This window comes from Brevundimonas sp. GN22 (assembly GCF_054824005.1).
In genome coordinates this window covers 15,205-32,282 of the sequence record NZ_JSYD01000077.1, presented here as the reverse complement: position 1 = coordinate 32,282, position 17,078 = coordinate 15,205, and the positions used below count along the sequence as shown (strand labels likewise).

19 protein-coding genes and 1 pseudogene are annotated in these 17,078 nt (G+C 61.5%); 8 read left to right on the top strand and 12 right to left on the bottom strand.

Features of this window, described 5'->3' with window-relative positions; genetic code table 11:
* From OB03_RS11395 to tpiA, 3 genes and pseudogenes are all read right to left on the bottom strand, one after another.
* A pseudogene (locus OB03_RS11395) lies at window positions 1–388 on the bottom strand (CTP synthase); the annotation flags it as partial.
* A gap of 129 nt (window positions 389–517) precedes the next feature.
* On the bottom strand, window positions 518–949 hold the full coding sequence (gene secG / locus OB03_RS11390) for a preprotein translocase subunit SecG (protein ID WP_242915273.1): 432 nt from the start codon (window positions 947–949) through the stop codon (window positions 518–520).
* A gap of 75 nt (window positions 950–1,024) precedes the next feature.
* Window positions 1,025–1,774: a triose-phosphate isomerase gene (gene tpiA / locus OB03_RS11385; protein ID WP_242915271.1), complete on the bottom strand. Its 750-nt coding sequence runs from the start codon at window positions 1,772–1,774 to the stop codon at window positions 1,025–1,027.
* Between the two features lie 219 nt (window positions 1,775–1,993).
* Between tpiA and OB03_RS11380 the strand changes: the two genes are divergently transcribed.
* Both OB03_RS11380 and trpE read left to right on the top strand, forming a co-directional pair.
* The gene (locus OB03_RS11380) at window positions 1,994–3,925 is read left to right on the top strand and encodes a peptidylprolyl isomerase (protein WP_461344198.1); all 1,932 of its coding nucleotides are present in this window, start codon (window positions 1,994–1,996) and stop codon (window positions 3,923–3,925) included.
* Window positions 3,925–5,481, top strand: coding sequence for an anthranilate synthase component I (gene trpE / locus OB03_RS11375; protein ID WP_461344197.1), 1,557 nt, complete (start codon window positions 3,925–3,927; stop codon window positions 5,479–5,481). The genes OB03_RS11380 and trpE overlap by 1 nt, the downstream gene beginning before the upstream one ends.
* On the opposite strand, the gene OB03_RS11370 is transcribed toward trpE, so the two are convergent.
* Window positions 5,478–5,663, bottom strand: coding sequence for a hypothetical protein (locus tag OB03_RS11370; RefSeq protein ID WP_242915265.1), 186 nt, complete (start codon window positions 5,661–5,663; stop codon window positions 5,478–5,480). The genes trpE and OB03_RS11370 overlap by 4 nt on opposite strands.
* A 129-nt stretch (window positions 5,664–5,792) precedes the next feature.
* Here OB03_RS11370 and OB03_RS11365 point away from each other — a divergent pair, with 129 nt between their 5' ends.
* From OB03_RS11365 to OB03_RS11345, 5 genes are all read left to right on the top strand, one after another.
* Window positions 5,793–6,383 carry an anthranilate synthase component II gene (locus OB03_RS11365; protein ID WP_242915263.1) on the top strand — a complete coding sequence of 197 codons (591 nt, stop codon included), beginning with the start codon at window positions 5,793–5,795 and terminating at the stop codon, window positions 6,381–6,383.
* A gap of 4 nt (window positions 6,384–6,387) precedes the next feature.
* Window positions 6,388–7,419, top strand: coding sequence for an anthranilate phosphoribosyltransferase (trpD, locus tag OB03_RS11360; RefSeq protein WP_242915261.1), 1,032 nt, complete (start codon window positions 6,388–6,390; stop codon window positions 7,417–7,419).
* Window positions 7,416–8,219 (top strand): indole-3-glycerol phosphate synthase TrpC, encoded by an 804-nt coding sequence (trpC, locus tag OB03_RS11355; RefSeq protein WP_461344196.1) that lies wholly within the window; start codon window positions 7,416–7,418, stop codon window positions 8,217–8,219. Before trpD ends, trpC begins: the two co-directional genes overlap by 4 nt.
* Window positions 8,220–8,342: 123 nt before the next feature.
* Window positions 8,343–8,681 (top strand): hypothetical protein, encoded by a 339-nt coding sequence (locus OB03_RS11350; protein ID WP_461344195.1) that lies wholly within the window; start codon window positions 8,343–8,345, stop codon window positions 8,679–8,681.
* Window positions 8,682–8,685: 4 nt separating this feature from the next.
* A complete protein-coding gene (locus OB03_RS11345) occupies window positions 8,686–8,841 on the top strand; it encodes a hypothetical protein (RefSeq protein WP_461344194.1) in 156 nt (51 codons plus the stop codon).
* Between the two features lie 133 nt (window positions 8,842–8,974).
* Here OB03_RS11345 and OB03_RS11340 read toward each other — a convergent pair whose 3' ends face one another.
* Genes OB03_RS11340 through OB03_RS11330 form a run of 3 tightly spaced genes read right to left on the bottom strand, consistent with a single transcriptional unit; the run spans window position 8,975 to window position 11,320 of the window.
* On the bottom strand, window positions 8,975–9,361 hold the full coding sequence (locus OB03_RS11340; RefSeq protein ID WP_461344193.1) for a hypothetical protein: 387 nt from the start codon (window positions 9,359–9,361) through the stop codon (window positions 8,975–8,977).
* On the bottom strand, window positions 9,361–10,308 hold the full coding sequence (gene gcvA, locus OB03_RS11335; protein WP_461344192.1) for a transcriptional regulator GcvA: 948 nt from the start codon (window positions 10,306–10,308) through the stop codon (window positions 9,361–9,363). Before gcvA ends, OB03_RS11340 begins: the two co-directional genes overlap by 1 nt.
* Window positions 10,309–10,315: 7 nt before the next feature.
* A complete protein-coding gene (locus OB03_RS11330) occupies window positions 10,316–11,320 on the bottom strand; it encodes a cysteine synthase A (protein WP_461344191.1) in 1,005 nt (334 codons plus the stop codon).
* A 600-nt stretch (window positions 11,321–11,920) separates the two neighbouring features.
* On the opposite strand from OB03_RS11330, the gene OB03_RS11325 reads away from it, so the two are divergent.
* On the top strand, window positions 11,921–12,103 hold the full coding sequence (locus OB03_RS11325; protein WP_167177844.1) for a DUF3606 domain-containing protein: 183 nt from the start codon (window positions 11,921–11,923) through the stop codon (window positions 12,101–12,103).
* 200 nt (window positions 12,104–12,303) lie between these two features.
* On the opposite strand, the gene lpdA is transcribed toward OB03_RS11325, so the two are convergent.
* The 5 genes from lpdA to OB03_RS11300 are packed head-to-tail and all read right to left on the bottom strand — an operon-like array spanning window position 12,304 to window position 17,078.
* On the bottom strand, window positions 12,304–13,707 hold the full coding sequence (gene lpdA, locus OB03_RS11320) for a dihydrolipoyl dehydrogenase (protein WP_461344190.1): 1,404 nt from the start codon (window positions 13,705–13,707) through the stop codon (window positions 12,304–12,306).
* Between the two features lie 11 nt (window positions 13,708–13,718).
* The gene (locus OB03_RS11315; protein WP_461344189.1) at window positions 13,719–14,993 is read right to left on the bottom strand and encodes a pyruvate dehydrogenase complex dihydrolipoamide acetyltransferase; all 1,275 of its coding nucleotides are present in this window, start codon (window positions 14,991–14,993) and stop codon (window positions 13,719–13,721) included.
* A complete protein-coding gene (locus tag OB03_RS11310; RefSeq protein ID WP_242915250.1) occupies window positions 14,993–15,304 on the bottom strand; it encodes a DUF5076 domain-containing protein in 312 nt (103 codons plus the stop codon). Before OB03_RS11310 ends, OB03_RS11315 begins: the two co-directional genes overlap by 1 nt.
* A complete protein-coding gene (locus tag OB03_RS11305) occupies window positions 15,301–16,653 on the bottom strand; it encodes a pyruvate dehydrogenase complex E1 component subunit beta (RefSeq protein ID WP_461344188.1) in 1,353 nt (450 codons plus the stop codon). The genes OB03_RS11310 and OB03_RS11305 overlap by 4 nt, the downstream gene beginning before the upstream one ends.
* Window positions 16,650–17,078: a hypothetical protein gene (locus OB03_RS11300; RefSeq protein WP_297804302.1), complete on the bottom strand. Its 429-nt coding sequence runs from the start codon at window positions 17,076–17,078 to the stop codon at window positions 16,650–16,652. Before OB03_RS11300 ends, OB03_RS11305 begins: the two co-directional genes overlap by 4 nt.

Below are 17,078 nucleotides of genomic sequence, written 5' to 3'. Positions count from 1 at the left end.
CCGGATTGAGGACGAACTGTTTGATCTGGTCGGTGACGTGCGGAATGACCTGCACCGTCGCACCGAGGTAATCGCCCCGGCGCTCTTTCTCGATGATCGTCGAGTAGATGCGGCCGGTGGTGATGTTGTCGGACTTGGCGGCCGAAACACCGGTGAAACGTTCGTAATGGCCCAGATCGAGGTCCGTCTCTGCGCCGTCGTCGGTCACGAACACCTCACCATGCTGGTAGGGCGACATCGTACCGGGGTCGACGTTCAGATAGGGGTCGAGCTTGCGCAGTCGAACCTTGTAACCGCGCGCTTGAAGAAGCGCGCCAAGAGCGGCGGAAGCGAGGCCTTTACCAAGGGAGGAAACCACGCCGCCAGTGATGAACACATATCTAGGCATGGGCGGAAACCCTAACCCATTTCGCCGCGCGCGTCAGCCGAAAAGAGTTAGACCATCGGCTTGTTCACAACAAAAAAGAGGCGCTCCGTTGCCAGAGCGCCTCTCTTAAAGTCGAGTTTTTCCAGTTTCTTACTGGGCCGGAGCTGCCGGTGCCGGTTGGGCCGGTGCGGCGGCTGCCGGAAGGCTGGCTTCCAGATCATCCAGCGACATAGTCGACGGTCGAGCCGGTGCCGGAGCGGCCGGTTGCTCGGCCTGCGGCTGGGCCGGTTCGCCGATAGCAATCGAGCCAACAGCATCGGCATCGATAACCGAGCGCGAGCCGCGCTCCATGTTGCCGGCGATGGTCAGGGCGATAGCACAAATGAAGAAGGCCCCGCCCAGAATGGCCGTGGTGCGGGTCAGCAGGTTACCTGCGCCGCGTGCGGTCATGAAACCGGAATTGCCGCCGCCCATACCCAGGGCACCGCCCTCGGAGCGTTGCAGCAGAATCACCCCGGTCAGTGCGACCGAGATAATGAACATTACGACGAGCAGGATGGTCTGAAGCATGGTGACATTCATGTGGGCGCGTGAGTGCGCCGATCAAGAGGCGGCCTCTAACATTGATAGCGGCGGGGAGCAAACCCCGCCGCTATATTAGACGGCGCGAATGATGCCGAGGAAGTCTTCGGCCTTGAGCGAAGCGCCACCGACGAGTGCGCCGCCGACTTCCTTCACGTTCAGGATTTCCTTGGCGTTCGACGGCTTTACCGAGCCGCCGTACAGGATCGGAGCCTTCTCGCCACCGGCACCCAGACGGGCCACGATGGCGGCGCGCACGGCCACGTGTACTTCTTCGATCTGTTCAAGCGTCGGGGTCAGACCCGTACCAATGGCCCAGACAGGCTCGTAGGCCACAGCGAACGGCTTGCACGACAGCGACTGCGGCAGCGACTGCATGACTTGCTCGCTGACAACAGCAACAGCCTGACCGGCATCGCGCTGTTCCAGCGTTTCGCCCACGCAGATAATCGGCTCCAGACCAGCCGACAGGGCAGCATCGACCTTGGCGGCCACATCGGCGTCGGTTTCACCAAAACCGGCGCGGCGCTCGGAGTGGCCCAGAATGACGAGATTGGCTCCCGCATCGGCGACCATCTCGGCCGACACCGAACCGGTGAACGCACCGCTAGCAGCCGCGTGGCAGTCCTGACCGCCCACTTCGATGGCCGAGCCACCCAGTGTTGCGGCCATACGATCAATCAGAGTAGCCGGCGGGCAAAGGGCGACGCGGCAATTTGCGGCTTCGGCATCCAGAGCGACGCGCAGGGCAGCAGCCTCTTCAAGGCTCTCCCCCACACCATTCATCTTCCAGTTGCCAGCGATCAGCTTCAGAGATTCGGTCATGGCCTCTTTAAGCCACACCCCCTGCCCCGCGCCAAGCCAGTGGCGGGCTGGACAGAGCGGCTTTTTCGCGCAGCCCGTATAAATGTGCGGTTGTTCACGCCGCAGACAGAACCCCGCACCCAATTATACGGTCTGGCCGCTTGCAGCCCCCTAGCGACTAACCCTATACGGCAGTCTAGCGCCCTTCTGACGCTGGTTTCCGACAGGTTTCCCGACATCATGATTACCCTGTTCCGCAACTTCTCTAAGTCGAAATGGGCTGTGGGCCTCTTCGCCCTTATTATTCTGAGCTTCGTCGTAGTTGGCGCTCAGTCTGACATCTTTGCCAACTTGGGCCCGCGCCATGTCGTGTCCGCCGGTGAGCGCAGCGTGAATGCTGCCCGCTTCCGCGCCGACATGGAACGCGTTCGCGCCAACATCAGCGAACAATCCGGCAAGAACGCCACCTTCGAGGAACTGGCCGCCCAAGGCTATGTGAACCAGTTCCTCGAGAGCCAAACCATGCGCATGGGCTTCTCGGCCTGGGCATGGAACGCAGGCATCCGTCCGGGCAAGGACTTGATCGTCGCCGAAATCCGCAAAATTCCGGGCTTCTTCAACCAGATCACCGGCCGTTTTGATGAAGCGCAGTACCAACAGGCGCTGTCTCAACAGAACATGACGCCGGAGATGTTGGAGCAGGAACTGCGCGACCAGTACACCTTCCAGCACTTCGGTAGCGCGCTGGCTGCCGGCGTTCGTCTGCCCAAGGCCTATTCGGCACTGATGGCCGCTGCATCCACCGAGACCCGCGACGGCGCATGGTTCAACGTCACCCAAGCTATGGCTGGTACCGCCAAGGCTCCGACCGACGCTCAACTGACCGCCTTCATGAAGGAAAACGAAGCCCAGCTCCGTATGCCGGAATTCCGTCAGGTGTCGTTGGTGCTGTTCACGCCTGGTCCGAACGACGCCAAGCCTGCGATCACCGAAGCGCAACTGCGCGAACGCTTTGAGTTCCGTAAGGACACCATGGCCCAGCCGGAGAAGCGCAGCTTCGTCCTGCTGACCGTCCCGACCCTCGAAGCTGCCCGTAAGGTCGCTGGCGAACTGCGTGCCGGTAAGCCGGCTACGGAAGTCGCAGCTGGCGTTCGCGTTCAACCGGCTCCGTACAACAACACCCCTCGCACCGCGCTGGGCGATGCCAAGATTGCCGAGGCCGTATTCGGTCTGGCCGCTGCTGGCATCACCGACCCGATCCAGGGCACCGTTGGCTATACGGTGGCTCAGGTCTCGGCCATCCAGCCGGGGCAAGCCATCACCTTCGAGCAGGCCCGTCCGGAACTGACCCGCGAACTGCAGGTCGAAGCTGGCAAGAAGATCGCCTATGACCGCGTCAAGGCGTTCGAAGATGCCCGCACCCAGGGCAAGTCGATTGCCGACGCCGCCAAGGCCTCGGGTGCCCGTATCGCCCAACTGCCGCCGTTCACCCGTCAGGGCCAACTGCCGAACGGTCAGCCGTACAACCTGCCGCCGGCAATCCTCGAAACCGCCTATGCCCTGACCAAGGGTGGCGAGTCCGACGTCATCACCGCCTCCGAGGGCGAGTATTTCGCCCTGCGCGTCGATGAAGTGCGTGAATCGAAGCTGCCGGAACTAGCCGAACTGCGCCCGATGCTTGCCCAAGCCTGGACCCAGCGCGAGAACTCCCGCCTGCTGGCCCAGAAGGCTGATGAACTGAGCGGCCGCCTGCGCGCCGGTGAAGACATCAACGCTGTGGCTGCATCGGTCAACGCGACTGTTCAGGTCCGTACCAATGTGGCGTCTGACCGCGCTTCGCAGGAAGCCAATGGCGTCACCGCTCTGCGCGGCCTGTTCTCGACTGCGAAGGGTCAGCCGTTCTCGAACGCTGGCGACCAAGGCTTCGTCGTCGGCAAGGTCAACGCCATCCATCCGGCCAACGCCGCCAACGCTGCCCGTCTGGTCGCTCCGATCAGCCAGCAGATGAGCGAGGCCTGGGCCAATGAAGCGGTCGAGACCGCCCTTCGCGCGGCCGCTGCCAAGATCAAGGCCAAGAGCGATTTGGGCGAAGCCTATCGAGCCCTGGGTATTGATGCACCTGCGACGCCTGCTGCTCCGGCAGCAGGTGCGGCACCTGCCCCCGCCCAGTAATGACACAGGTAGAGCGTACCGCGTTCGTAGAGGGACTGGCAGCCGGGAAGACCCAGCTGCTGGTCCGTCGCCTGATCAATGATCTGGAGACGCCCGTCTCGGCCTATCTCAAGGTCGCCCACGGTCGTCCCTACGCCAGCCTTCTGGAATCTGTAGAAGGTGGCGCGGTGAACGGTCGCTATTCGATCGTCACCCTCTCGCCGGACACGGTCTGGCGCTGCCGCGATGGTAAGGCAGAAATCGCCCGTGGTGATGCCATCCTCTCCGATACATTCACGCCCGAAGATCTGCCCGCGCTGCATTCGCTGCGGGCGCTGATCGCGGCCAGCAAGTTTGATCTGCCCGACGACCTGCCGCCGATGGCTGCGGGTCTGTTCGGTGTGTTCGGCTATGACATGGTGCGCCTGCTGGAGCCGCTGGGTCCGGCCAACCCCGATCCGCTGAACCTTCCGGATGCCGTTCTGGCCCGCCCCGGTCTGATCGCCATTTTCGACTCGGTGAAGCACGAGATCGTGCTGGTCGCTGCGGCCTATGCCGACACGGCCACCGATCCCGAAGCTGCCTATGCCGCTGCCGTCGCCCGCATCGAAGAGTTCGAGGATCGACTGCGCAGCCCCATGCCGATCCAGCGCGAGCCGGAGTTCATCCCCGCGCCCGAGTTCAAGTCTCCGGTTGACGGTGATGGCTATGCCGCCATGGTCGCCAAGGCCAAGGACTACATCACCGCTGGCGACATCTTTCAGGTCGTCCTCGCGCACCGCTTCTCGGCCCCGTGGAATCAAGACCCGTTCGCGTTTTACCGTGCCCTGCGTCGCGGCAACCCGTCGCCGTATCTGTTCTATCTGGACTATGCGGGCTTCCAGCTTGCCGGCTCCAGCCCTGAAATTCTCGTGCGACTTAAGGATGGTCGCGTGACCATTCGTCCGCTGGCCGGTACCCGTCCGCGCGGTGCCACGCCGGAACTGGACAAGCAGCTGGAGGCCGAACTGCTGGCCGATCCCAAGGAACTGGCCGAGCATCTGATGCTGCTGGATCTTGGCCGCAACGATGTGGGCCGTGTCTCGGCTCCCGGCACGGTCGAGGTGACGGAGAGCTTCGTCGTCGAGCGCTATTCGCAGGTCATGCACATCGTTTCCAACGTGAACGGTCAGGCTGATCCCAAGCTGGATGCGGTGGACACCCTGCTGGCCGCCCTTCCCGCCGGTACCCTGTCGGGCGCGCCCAAGGTGCGTGCGATGGAGATCATCGACGAGCTGGAAACCGAAAAGCGCGGCGTAGGCTACGGCGGCGGCGTCGGCTACATCTCGGCCAATGGCGAGGCGGACATCTGTATCGTCCTTCGTACCGCCATGTTCACCGACAACCGCATCTTCGTACAGGCCGGTGCCGGTGTTGTCGCCGACAGCGATCCGGCAGCCGAATACGCCGAGACGCAGGCGAAAGCCCGCGCCCCGATGAAGGCCGCCGAAGAGGCATGGCGATTCAACGCAACAACCCACGCGCAACCCTCGGTCACGACCAAGGGCGCGGCGGGATCTAACGACGTCGCCGCTTAAGGAGTTCTGGTGATGTCGGTTTGGTCCCTGCGATCTGGACCGGCATTCACCGTTCCGATCAGCAATAATCCCATAGCGGCTGCAAAGGCTGCAGCGACCAGCATGGGTGGTTTGGAGGGCGTGTCCATGCTCGATTCTTCGAGCAAACGACGCGCGTCGTGGATGGCTTCAATGATTTTCACAGCGGACTTCTTCCGATGGCGATGCTCGATCATCGCGCGGAATGTTTAACGACCGCTTGCTTCCACCCATTCCACGGCTAAGCTGAACAGAACAGCGTGCGCCGACCTCCCGTATCGAAAAGCCTTCCCATGATCCTCGTCGTCGATAACTACGACAGCTTCACCTACAACCTCGTCCACTATCTGGCGCAGTTGGGTGCCCAGACGCACGTCATCCGCAACGATGACCTGACGGTGGAAGAAGCGCTGGCGCTGAAACCCGAAGCCATCCTGCTTTCGCCGGGTCCATGTGATCCGGATCAGGCAGGCATCTGCCTACCCATTCTGGCCCAAGCGCCGGAAGACATGCCGATCTTCGGCGTCTGCCTCGGCCACCAGTCAATCGGTCAGGCCTTTGGCGGTCAGGTCGTGCGTGCCAAGGCGCTGATGCACGGCAAGACCTCGCTGATCCACCACGAGGGCGGCGGCGTGTTCAAGGGCCTGCCCCAGCCGTTTACGGCCACGCGCTATCACTCGCTGGCGGTCAAGCGCGAAACCCTGCCCGACTGCCTCGAAGTCACCGCATGGACCGAGGACGGCGAGATCATGGGCCTGTCGCACAAGACAAGACCGATCCACGGTGTTCAGTTCCACCCGGAATCCATTGCGACGGAAAACGGCCACGACCTGATCGCCAACTTCCTCGACTTTGCGAACATCAAACGCACGGCGATGGTCTGAGGCCATGGACAGTTTCAAACCGCTTCTGGCCAAGCTGGTCGCCGGACAGGTGCTGTCCAGCGATGAGGCCCAAGACTTCTTCGCCGCCTGCCTGCGGGGCGAACCGACGCCCGCACAGGTCGCCGCCGCCGTTACCGCCCTTCGCCTGCGTGGCGAGACGGTCGAGGAAATCACCGCCTTCGCCCGCGCCATGCGTGCCGCCGCACTCAAGCTCGACCACCCGTATAAGGATGTGGTCGATACCTGCGGCACCGGCGGCGACGGCGCGCATACCTACAACATCTCCACCGCTGCCAGCTTCGTGCTGGCTGGCGCTGGCCTGAAGGTCGCCAAGCACGGCAACCGCGCCATGAGCAGCAAGTCCGGCTCGTCGGACGTTTTAGCCGCGCTGGGCGTGAACCTTGATGCCACGCCTGACCAACAGGCTGTGGCACTGAACGACGCAGGCATCGCATTCCTGTTTGCGCCGACCTATCACCGCGCCATGCGCCATGTCGGCCCTGTGCGTGCAGAGCTCGGCTTCCGCACGGCCTTCAACCTGCTCGGCCCGCTGTGCAATCCGGCGGGTGCCAACCGTCAGGTCATGGGCGTCTATGATCCGAACCTGCTGGAACCGCTGGTCGAGGTGCTGGGCCGTCTGGGTGCAAAGCGCGCTTGGACCGTCAACGGTCAGGGTCTGGACGAACTGACCACGACCGGCCCGACCGAGGTGGCCGAATGGAAAGACGGCCAAGTCACCCGCTTCACCGTCACGCCTGAAGACGCTGGCCTTGCCCACGCCACTTTGGCCGACATTCGCGGCGGTGACGCCGAGGAAAACGCCGCCGCCCTTCGCGCCCTGCTGGGCGGTGCCAAGGGGGCGTACCGCGACATCGTACTGCTGAACGCCGCCGCCGCCCTTGTGGTGTCGGACGTGGTGCCGGACCTGAAGGCCGGTGCCGAACTGGCCGCCGCCGTTATCGACGACGGCCGCGCACAGGCCGCGCTGGACGCCCTCGTTCGCGCCTCCAACACGCCTATCGAGATCGAAGCATGAGCGACATTCTGAACCGCATCGCGGACTACAAGCGCGAGGAAGTCGCCACCCGCAAAGCCGCCATCAGCCTCGATGCACTCGAAGCAAACGCCAAGGCCGCCAGCGCCCCGCGCGGCTTCCGCAATGCGCTGGCCGCGGAGGCTGCGCAAACGGGCCGCCCCGCCCTGATCGCCGAGATCAAAAAGGCCAGCCCGTCCAAGGGCCTGATCCGTCCTGATTTCAACCCGCCCGAACTGGCCAAGGCTTATGAGCGCGGCGGTGCCACCTGCCTGTCCGTCCTGACCGACGGCCCCAGCTTCCAGGGCGATGACAGCTATCTGGTCGCCGCGCGCGAGGCGGTGTCCCTGCCCTGCCTGCGCAAAGACTTCCTCGTTGACCCGTGGCAGGTCGCAGAGAGCCGCGCGCTGGGCGCAGACTGCATCCTGATCATCATGGACATGATCGACGACGCCGTCGCCGCCGACCTGCTAGCCGAGGCCGACCGCTTTGGCATGGACGCCCTGATCGAAACCCACGACGAGCAAGAGATGGCCCGCGCCAGCAAATTGGTGGGCGACGGCGACAATGCACTGGTGGGCGTCAACAACCGCTCGCTACGCACCTTCGAGGTCGATCTGGCCAACACCGAAATGCTGGCCCTGCTCGCTCCGCCCCGCGCCCTGCTCGTGGCCGAAAGCGGCATCTTCACACCCGAAGACGTCGCCCGCGTCGCCACCGCTAACTCCAAAGCCATCCTCGTCGGCGAAAGTTTGATGCGTCAGGACGACGTGGAAGCGGCGACGAGAAATCTACTCGGCTGATCCTGCATCAGCGTTGACGATGGCGCTTAGCCATCGCAACACTGGGGTATGAGAAGGTGTTTCTATCTCGCAGCGGCACTGACGCTCTCGTCCTGCGCGACTGGCTATGACCCCGCGCGCGACATGACGGCCAGCTGTTCTGACCTTGCTATCGTTGGACGGGTTTTTCCCTCGAATGATGTTGCTCTTGAAGGGAGAGCAAGCGTTCAACTCGAAAACTCAGTCGAAGAGGTCGCGCTCCCTGACTGGTACAGCGGCTATGATGTTAAGGTGCGTATAAAACGCGTGCTGCACGGCACTGAACAGCGGAAAACGATCCCTGCATCCTTCGTCTATCATGGCTACCCTCGTGATGACGTCGACATGATGATCGTGCTGAGTTCTGACGATAACGGTGGCTACGCTATCAAATCGCTCAATCTGGCACGCGGCACCAGACTACGAGTGGATTGCCCCGCATAAGTGTATGCCTACGGCACGATTTCTTGTCGCCGAAAGCGATATCTTCCCTCCGCAAGACGTCGCCCGCGTTGCCGCCGCCAACTCCAAATCCATCCTCGTCTGCGAAAGCCTGATGCGTCAGGATGATGTTGAGGCGGCGACGAGGACGCTTCTGGCTTAATCTGCTCGCGTAACTCCCCCCACCACCACTTCGTGGTCCCCTCCCCAGTCAACGGGTGAAGAGAGTTGAACTCGTCGCTTGCGTCAGCAGGTGAGGTATCGCTGCGCTATGTGCAATTATAGCCGTGCGTTTTTTACTCAGACATAGTTTGCCAAACAGCTTTGGCTGTTTTGTTTGCAGTAGATGTTGCCCAAAACACTTCCGTCGCCATCCAGATAAACATCAACGACAGGAAGGAAGCCTCAAACACCCAATGGGCATCAAGACCACCATAACCAAAGAAGGCGCAGAAAATTGCCATCATCAGCGATCTAGCAACAATAAAATTGATATAATTTTTAACAGTATCCTTGAATGAACAATTCCATATATAATTTAAATCTTCATTATTGTTGTACTTAATTATATTTATTTCAGAAAGTCTCCATCTCAAACCATACAATAAAAATACCTGCAAAGCATAGAATATAGGTAGACTAGTAAAAAATCTGAAAAAGTACTGTCCAGCTCCGCCTTCCATTACAAATCATCCACGATCTGCTCTGCCGCCTGCGCCTCTTCTCGCAGCCACTTCACGAACAGGCGTGCAGGTTCGGACACGCTGCTGCGGCGGGTGAGGACGTGGTAGGCCATGTCGGTCGTCAGAGCGCCCTCGGCGAAGGGAGCGACGAGGCGGCCAGAGGCCAGATCGTCTGCCACAAACGCATACGGTGCCAGAGCAACGCCCTGACCGTGGATGGCGGCGTCGATGGCCATAGCAGTCTGGTCCACGCGGGTGCCCAGTGACGGGTCCACGTCCTTGACCTTGTGCGTCTTCATCCACATCGCCCAGTCGGGGCGGCTTTCTTCCATCTCACCGGGGCGCAGGTGGATCAGCACGTGGTTCTTGAGGTCCGAAGGCTTCTTCAGCGCCTTTTCGCCCACCAGCAACTGCGGCGCGCACACAGGGATCACATCCGCCCCGATCAGGCGTTCCGAGCGCACGCCCGCATACGGCCCGCGCCCATAGCGCACCGCCACATCCACGCGCCCGCCCGCCACATCGGCCAGTCGCATATCCGCCGACAGCCACAACTCGACCTCGGGGTTGGCGGCGGCAAAGCGTGCAATGCGCTGGGTCAGCCATTTGGACGCAAACGAAGGCGGCACCGACACCGACAGCGCAAAGCGGCGGTCTGGCCGATACAGCAGGTCCCCTGCCCGTTTCAGATAGTCGAACCCGTCACGCAGCAGCGGATAAAGCTCGGTGCCCAGTTCGGTCAGGGCGATCTGGCGCCCCTCGCGGTAAAACAACGGCGCGCCTGCGTGCTGTTCCAGAATGCGGATTTGCTGGCTGATTGCCCCCGGCGTCACCGACAGTTCCTCGGCGGCGCGGGTGATGTTCAGGCGACGGGCCGCAGCCTCGAACGCCTTGAGCGAGTTCAGCGGCGGGATACGGCTGTCCAGCGGGGTGTCTTTACGGCTCATGTACGCCTCACTTCATCCAGTCGGCGACAGGCAGGCCGCGCCCCGCCAAAAAGGCCGGATCATACAGCTTGCTGGCATAGCGCTGGCCGGGGTCGCACAGCACGGTCACGATGGTGTGGCCGGGGCCCATTTCCTTGGCCATGCGGATCGCACCGGCGATGTTCACGCCGCTGGACGCGCCAAGGCACAGACCCTCATGCGCCACCAGATCGAACAGGATGGGCAGGAACTCCGCGTCCTCGATGCGATAGGCATAGTCCACCGCATCCAGCCCCGTCAGGTTGCCGGTAATGCGGTTCACGCCGATGCCCTCGGTGATAGAGCTGCCCTCGCCCTTCAGCACGCCTTCCTTGAAATAGGAATACAGCGCCGCACCCGGCACGTCGGACAGGCCGATCTTCAGGTCAGGGTTCTTCTCTTTCAGATAGGTCGTAGTGCCAACCAGCGTGCCGCCCGAACCGACGGCACAGATAAAGCCGTCCACCTTGCCGCCCGTCTGTTCCCAGATTTCGGGGCCGGTGCCTTCATAGTGCGCCAGACGGTTCGACAGGTTGTCGAACTGGTCCGCATAGAATGCACCGTGCGGTTCGGTTTCGTTCAGTTCTTCTGCCAGTCGGCGCGAGAAATGGACGAAGTGGTTGGGGCTGCTGAACGGAGCCGGATCGACCTCGATCAGCTTGGCACCATGCAAACGCACCGCCCGCTTCTTTTCCTCGGTCTGGGTGCGCGGCATCACGATCACGACCGGATGGCCCAGCGCCGCCCCGACCATGGCCAAGCCAATGCCGGTATTGCCCGCCGTGCCTTCCACAATCGTCCCGCCGGGCTTCAACGCCCCGCTGGCCCGCGCTTTCAGGATAATGCTGAGGGCAGCCCGATCCTTGATCGACTGCCCCGCATTCAGAAACTCGGCCTTGCCATAGATGTCACACCCCGTCGCGTCCGACGCAGCCTTAAGCCGCACCAAGGGGGTATTGCCAATCAGGCCCAGGACATCAGACGCGACACGCATATAGAATTCCGCACTGCAAAAGGAGCTTTGCTCCTTTTAGGCAGGTTTTAGGGAATCTAATAGTCCTAACCTGTCAGACGCAAGTGGCTCCTTATGCGCGCCAGCGTGCCTTTATCCATTCGGCACCAGTTGAAAATAACCGAGTCCAATATGGCTTTTGAGTTATCACAATTGACATATAGAAGTCATCGCCGTCGAGATACGGAGACAAACGATTATAAACTTGATCTTCTGTAAGCGTTGTATCCAGAAGCCAAGTTGACCTCATCGCTCTAGAAGCACCAAGTTTATTAAGTTCATTAATAAGACCATTATAGTCTTTTCCAGTTTTGTTTAGATCATAGTTGATACACAAACGCGGCATGGCCTTAGCACTCCCCTAACATTCCCTATGCGGCAATAATGCCCCCCAGAGTGCAATATTATTCATGTGGCTATCGGCATCACAATACCCTGCGCGCCGGTTCCATCACGACTTTTCCTTGAGTGATAAATTAACAACAATGTTATTTGGCGGTAAGACATCAAAAACCAGCACGATCATCGACACGACAACTCATTGTGTTTACTCCAACTCTGCACTCAATCATGGAGTCACCAATGGCGGGCCTAAAAGATAAGCGCGGGTTCATCGATAAGGACCGCATCGATCTGACCGAGCGTCAGTCGGTTGAGTACTGGATGAAGAAGTGGGGCGTGACGCGCGACCAGATCGTCACGGCGCACCGCAAGGTCGGGCGCATGACCAAGGACATTGCCGCCGAACTGGGCAAGAAGCGCTGAGGCCCTTCCCTATCCGCCGTCATCCTCCGGCTTGACCGGAGGATCCAGTTTTGGGCGGCGGTGTAGCCTTCAAGCGTTTTCTGGATCCCCCGATCTGCGCCGCGTTGCGGCTTGTCGGAGGATGACGGCGTGGGTGGTAGGCATAAGAAAAGGCCCCAAGTTCCTTGGGGCCTTTTGCTGTTCTAGCGATGTCGCGCAGATCAGATGTGGATCACGCGGCCGTAGGCGTCGAGGGCGGCTTCGTGCATGGCTTCCGACATGGTCGGGTGCGGATAGACGATGCCGTGGATGTCCTCTTCCGTCGCTTCCATGGTGATGGCGGTGACGTAGCCCTGGATCATCTCGGTGACTTCGTGGCCGATCATGTGGGCACCGATCAGGGCACCCGTCTTGGCGTCGAAGATGACCTTTACGAAGCCTTCGGTTTCACCCGAGGCGATGGCCTTGCCGTTCACGCGGAACGGGAAGCGGCCGATTTTGACCTCGCGCTTGGCTTCGCGCGCGCCCTGCTCCGTCACGCCGACCGACGCGACCTGAGGCTGGGCATAGGTGCAGCCAGCGATGGGCGAGTTCACGTTCGGGGTTGCGAAGCCCGCGATGTGTTCTGCCGCGTGGATGCCCTCGTGCGAGGCCTTGTGGGCCAGCCACGGCGCACCGGCGCAGTCGCCGATGGCATAGAGGCCCTTCACATTGGTCTGGCAGTGGCTGTCGGTCTTGATGTGACCGCGGTCCAGCTCGACGCCCAGCGCCTCAAGGCCAATGCCGTCGGTGTTGGCCGTGATGCCGACCGCCGAGATGCAGACCTCGGCCTCCAGCGTCTCGGCCTTGCCGCCGACCTCGATAGCCACCGACACGCCCTTGGCGGTCTTGGTGACCTTCGTGACCTTGGCACGGGTCTTGAACTTGATGCCGCGCTTCTCGAAGCCCTTTTGGGCGGCCTTGGACACTTCTTCGTCCTCGACCGGCATGATGCGATCAATGGCTTCCACCACGGTCACTTCAGCGCCCAGAGCGCGATAGAAGCTGGCGAACTCGATGCCGATAGCACCCGAGCCGATGACCACGAAGGTCTTCGGCAGCTTCTTAGGCGCCAGCGCGTCGCGGTAGGCCCAGATCTTGTCGCCGTCTGCTTCCAGACCGATCTGCGGCAGCGCGCGGGCGCGAGCGCCTACGGCCAGCATCACGTTCTTGGCGTTCAGAACCTTCTCGCCGCCCTTGTTCAGGGTCACGACCACCTTGGGAGCCGCACTGCCCTTTTCGAGCTTAGCGGTGCCTTCGATGACCTCGATCTTGTTCTTCTTCATCAGGAAGCCAACGCCCTGATTGAGCTGCTTGGCCACGCCGCGCGAACGCTGGATGATGGCGTCGAAGTCGAACGACGCGCCCGAGGCGGACAGGCCGTATTCCTTCAGGTGCGACAGGCTCTCGAACTTCTCGCCCGACTTCAGCAGGGCCTTGGTCGGGATACAGCCCCAGTTCAGGCAGATACCGCCGAGGTTTTCACGCTCGACGATAGCGACCTTCAGGCCCAGTTGGCTTGCGCGGATGGCCGCGACGTAACCGCCGGGGCCCGAACCGATCACTACGAGATCAAAATCACTCATGCGCTTGGTCCTTAGGCCAGCATCGACAGCGGGTTTTCAAGCAGCGGCTTGAAGGCCTGCAGGAAGCGGGCACCGACCGCACCATCAACCACGCGGTGATCGCACGTCAGGGTGACGGTCATGACGGTGGCCACAGCCAGTTGGCCGTCCTTGACGACCGGACGCTGCTCGCCTGCACCCACGCTCATAATGCAGCCCTGCGGCTCATTGATGATCGAGGTGAACTGCTTGATGCCGAACATGCCGAGGTTGGACACCGAGAAGGTGCCGCCTTGGAACTCTTCCGGCTTCAACTTGCGCTCACGGGCGCGCTTGGCCAGATCCTTGGACTCGGTCGCGATCTGGGCCAGCCCCTTGGTCTCGGCCTTGCTGATGATCGGGGTGATCAAGCCGCCGTCGATCGCCACAGCCATCGACACGTCGGCGTTGTGGTGCATGGCGATGCCTTCCGGCGTGTAGGAAGCGTTGGCTTCCGGCACGGCCTTCAGGGCCATCGCAGCGGCCTTGATGACGAAGTCGTTGACCGAAACCTTGATACCGCGCGGCTCCAGCATCTTGTTGAGCTGGGCGCGGGCTTCCATCAGGGCGTCCAGTTCGACGTCGATGAACAGCGGGAAGTGCGGGACGTTGTTGACGCTGTCGACCAGACGGCGGGCAATCGCCTTGCGCATGCCGTCCAGCGGGACGAGGTCGTAGGTGCCGTCCGGGATGCCCAGTTGGGCCAGCGAAGGCGTAGCCTTTGCGGCAGCCGGTGCAGCGGCGGCAGCGGCCGGAGCCGAAGCGGTTGCACCGCCCGAAGCTTGAGCGGCCTCAACGTCGCGCTTGACGATACGGCCATGCGGGCCGGTGCCCTTGATGGCTTTCAGGTCGAGGCCAGCCATGGCGGCCAGACGGCGTGCCAGCGGCGAAGCGAAGATGCGCTCGCCCGATGGGGCGACCGGAGCCGGAGCAGCTTTGGTTTCTGCCTTAGGAGCTTCGGCCTTAGGCGCTTCCTTGGGGGCTTCGGCAGCCGGAGCAGCCTCGGCCTTCTTCGGAGCCGGAGCGGCATCGTCGCCAGCCAGACGGGCGATAGGCGTATTCACCTTCACGCCTTCGGAACCTTCGGCAACGAGGATTTCGAGCACTTCGCCCTCGTCCACGGCCTCGACTTCCATCGTGGCCTTGTCGGTTTCGATCTCTGCAATGACATCACCGGCGGAGACAACGTCACCAACCTTGATGTGCCACTTGGCCAGAACGCCCTCCTCCATCGTCGGAGACAGGGCGGGCATCAGGATATCGGTCATCAGGCGTTACCCCCTTCCGGCGATACAGGCTCTGCCACCGTGCGGACGTTATCGGCCTTGATGACGTTGCTCAGGCCTTCGAGAATGCGGTGATAGGCCGCCGTCTCATTGTGGCCGTGACGCACAGCGTAGCCATGGGCCATGTGGCGCGCGGCATAGGCCAGCAGCTCGCCGAACTTGATCGGGTCGTGGAAAGCAGGCTTCACCGACATGACCGGCTCTTCCTTCGACCACCACATACGCAGCAGTTCGATGGCGTTCTCGTCGGCGGCGACGCTGTCGGGAACGGTCAGTTCGAATTCGGCGCTCATGCCATCACCTGCTTCACAGCGGCTACAATCTTGTCGACGCCCGGCAGCGACAGGGCTTCAAGGTTTGCGGCGTACGGCAGCGGCACGTCTTCCTGGTGCACACGCAGCGGCGGAGCATCCAGATAGTCGAAGGCGTGCTCGATCACGCGGGCGACCACTTCGGCACCCACACCCATCGAACCCCAGCCCTCTTCGGCCGAGACCAGACGGTTGGTCTTCTTGACGCTCTCAACGATGGTTTCGTGATCCAGCGGACGCAGGGTACGCAGGTCGACAACCTCGGCCGAGATGCCCTCTTCAGCCAGCTTTTCAGCCGCTTGCAGAGCAAAGCCGACCATGCGGCTATGCGCCGTGATGGTAACGTCGGTGCCTTCACGACGGACCTTAGCCTTGCCGATCGGCACGACGTAATCCTCGACGTCCGGCACGTCGAACTCGAGGCCGTACATCATCTCGTGTTCGAGGAAGACGACCGGGTTCGGATCGCGGATGGCCGCCTTCATCAGACCCTTGGCATCAGCCGCGTCATACGGCGCGATGACCTTCAGGCCCGGAATCTGGGCGTACCATGCCGAGTAGTCTTGGCTGTGCTGGGCAGCCACACGGCTGGCCGCACCGTTCGGACCACGGAACACGATGGGGCAACGGATCTGGCCGCCCGACATGTACAGCGTCTTGGCTGCCGAGTTGATGATGTGGTCGATGGCCTGCATGCCAAAGTTCCACGTCATAAACTCGACGATCGGCTTCAGGCCGGCCATGGCTGCACCGACGCCCAGACCGGCAAAGCCGTGCTCGGTAATCGGGGTGTCGACCACGCGCTGCGGGCCAAACTCCTGCAACAGGTCGCGGCTGACCTTATAGGCACCCTGATACTGGGCGACTTCCTCGCCCATCAGGAAGACGCGGTCATCGCGGCGCATTTCCTCAGCCATCGCGTCGCGCAGAGCGTCGCGGATGGTGGTCTTCACCAGCTTTGCGTCAGCCGGGATTTCCGGATCGCGCAACTCGGTTGCAGGCTTGGCAGCCGGAGCTGCAACAGCCTTGGCCGCAACCGGAGCTTCCGCCTCGGTCTGCGTCATTGGTGCAGCCTTCGGAGCCGGAGCGGCGTCCTCGCCAGCCAGACGGGCGATAGGCGTATTCACCTTCACGCCTTCGGAACCTTCGGCAACGAGGATTTCGAGCACTTCGCCCTCGTCCACGGCCTCGACTTCCATCGTGGCCTTGTCGGTTTCAATCTCGGCAATGACCTGGCCAGCGGAGACAACGTCACCCGCCTTGATGTGCCATTTGGTCAGCGTGCCCTCTTCCATGGTGGGCGACAGCGCCGGCATCAGAATGTCGGTCATTTAAGAACCTCTTGAGCTGCGTTCACGGCTGCAGCTTCGTTGTCATATCGAACAATAGTCGGCTCATAAGGGCTGAGTACCTCGTACTGCATAAAGCCTCCCAAAAGTGCATAGTGCTGAAGAGGCTCCGCAGTTTGGATAGCGCCGAAGCGATCTAGGGCCGTTGAAGACTTGGTCTTGTTCAACGCACATCCCGTTTTCACTTCACCACCCAACGCCGCGTAATGAGCGTCTTCGATGGCCCAGAAAGCCTGTACGTTCGAAAAAATGACTGCGTACCATTCAGTCGTTTTCTCTTGGCGATTGCTACCGCTCACGCCCAAATACAGACTTCCTGCCTGAACCGAGTGAGACATTTCAGGGTAGGACAAGCGGTCAAGACCGCTCTCTATGCCTTCCCAAGTCAAACCCGATTCCGGTCCCAA